Origin of the sequence: Lactococcus cremoris subsp. cremoris NBRC 100676 (assembly GCF_001591705.1) — a bacterium.
GTDB classification, from domain to species: Bacteria; Bacillota; Bacilli; order Lactobacillales; family Streptococcaceae; genus Lactococcus; species Lactococcus cremoris.
This window is the reverse complement of record NZ_BCVK01000109.1, coordinates 1-2,156: the sequence shown is the minus strand read 5'-3', so window position 1 is coordinate 2,156 and position 2,156 is coordinate 1. Positions and strand designations below refer to the sequence as shown.

Sequence of the window (2,156 nt, the reverse complement as noted above, 5' to 3'; positions counted from 1 at the left end):
TACGTTGGTGAAACAAATGGTTTTACTAGAAGACATAACGAGCATCTAGGAGAAACAAATCCCAAAGTAGATTACAAAGAATATACAAATTGCTTAGTTATTTATTCTAACCTATTTGATAAATCATCGATTCTTGATTTAGAGTCATTGTTATTAAACTATATGATTGCTGAATCAAATGTAACCAAATTTGTATTTGCAAATGGAAATAATGGTCAAACTGAATTGGTCTATAAAAACAAAGAAGAAATTTTAACTGAAGTATTTTATAAATTATGGAGTAATGAATTACATTGGTTGGGGTTAGTCGATAATCCTAATATTGAGGAATTAAGAGAGAGTTTACTATTTAAGTATTCACCATTTAAACAGTTATCACCTAAACAAAAAATAATTTGTGATGAAATTGAAAAAGATGTAGCCAAAAAATACTTAGTAGAGGCTCCAGCAGGCTCAGGTAAATCTGTTCTCTTTACCAATCTAGCATTTTCTTTAGCTGAGAAAAATCTTGATTTAAGAATAGGCTTAATAACTACTGGTAACCTAACAAGACAGTTTAATTTGATATTTAAATCAATCGGATTGAATGGTAGATTAACTGTTAAAACAGGTTCACAACTTATAGTCGATGCAAGGAACAATGATAAGAGATTTGATGTAATCATTGTAGATGAAGCTCATAAATTGAAACAACATTATCGTAAAGGACATCCAAATGCAAGAAGACATCTCAATGAAGGAGATGAAGAAATCACACTCCTTGAAGAATTAACAGATGGTTTGGTTTTATTATATGACCCATATCAAGGAATTAAACCTCAAAACATTAGACCTTCAGAAATCAGAAATCTTACAAAAGATTATAAAAAACTATTGTTAATGCAACAATTTAGAATAGGCGGAAATGGAGACTTTTCAGGAGAGGATTTCTTAAAAGGAATCTTATATGGCTTTCAATTAAGTAATGATAAAAACTTCAATTCAAAAGTCTTCGAAGATGATTATTTTAAAATCGTAGATACTTTTAAAGATGTTATTGATTATGTGGATGACCACTCACATGCTTATCCTAAAACAACAAATAGAGTGATTGCTGGTTATTGTAGGGAATGGGCATCCAATACTAAAAAGAAAGAGAACAAAGGTAAGAAAGCAGAAGAATTACCATATGATTGGAATGAAGATGGTATTCAAAAGAGATGGAACTCGACTTATGAGGATTGGGTAAAGAAACCAAATTCAGAAAAAGAAATAGGTTCGATTCATGCGATTCAAGGTTATGATTTAAATTATTCTGGAGTTATCATAGGTAACGATATTACCGTAGAGAATGGGCAGATTGTAGCTGTATCAGAAAATTATAAAGATATTGGTGGTACTCCGCTAAAGGAAGAATTTAGCCTGTCTGAGTTAACAGAGTACATATTAAATATTTACTATGTACTACTATCAAGAGGTATTGATGGGTGTGCTGTTTACTTTGAAGATAAGAATGTAGAAAAACTATTCAAAGAACGAGTAGGTTTGTAGGAGGAATTTAGAATGGATGATTTAATAAAAGAAATTAATGAATTTAGAGATGAAAGAGACTGGAGACAATTTCATAATGCTAAAGATTTAGCCTTATCGGTTTCTTTAGAAGCATCAGAACTACTTGAAAACTTTCAATGGAAAACAAGTGAAGAAGCAATAGCAGATGATTTAGAAAATATTAAAGACGAAATAGCTGATGTAATGATTTATTCATTGATGCTCGCTGATGATTTAGGATTAAGCGTTGAGGATATTATTAGGGATAAGATAAAGAAGAATGGTCAGAATTATCCTGCTGAAAAAAGTAAAGGAAGAAAAGATAAGTATAATGATTTAGAAAAGAAGGATATATAATTTTTTATTGGTTTACAGCAAGTAGTAAAGAAGCACAAATTCACTATGATAAAACGATTGTAAATAAAGTTGAATATAAAAATATTGAAGAATTTTTTACTTCAGAACAAAAGCTCATGATTAACTCTGAGAATTTAAATTATTGGGGAGCTGTCGCTGGAAAAAGCAACAAAAAATGATGGGAAAATTTAAAAATTGGAGATACTATACTAGGATATCAAAATGGTAGTTTTGTTTGTAGGGCTAAAATTAAATATAAATTTATTAAT

Annotated in this window: 2 protein-coding genes; both read left to right on the top strand. The window is 29.8% G+C overall.

Going from position 1 to position 2,156, the window contains the following annotated elements:
* The coding region (locus LLA01S_RS11920; protein WP_061778367.1) for a DNA/RNA helicase domain-containing protein at positions 1-1,530 on the top strand (1,530 nt) is incomplete at its 5' end.
* A 12-nt stretch (positions 1,531-1,542) separates the two neighbouring features.
* Positions 1,543-1,887 carry a nucleotide pyrophosphohydrolase gene (locus LLA01S_RS11915; RefSeq protein WP_032951428.1) on the top strand — a complete coding sequence of 115 codons (345 nt, stop codon included), beginning with the start codon at positions 1,543-1,545 and terminating at the stop codon, positions 1,885-1,887.
* Positions 1,888-2,156: the final 269 nt, after the last annotated feature.

Coding starts and splice junctions, on each gene's coding strand:
- LLA01S_RS11915 (WP_032951428.1), top strand. CDS start 1,543: ATGGATGATTTAATAAAAGAAATTAATGAATTTAGAGATGAAAGAGAC.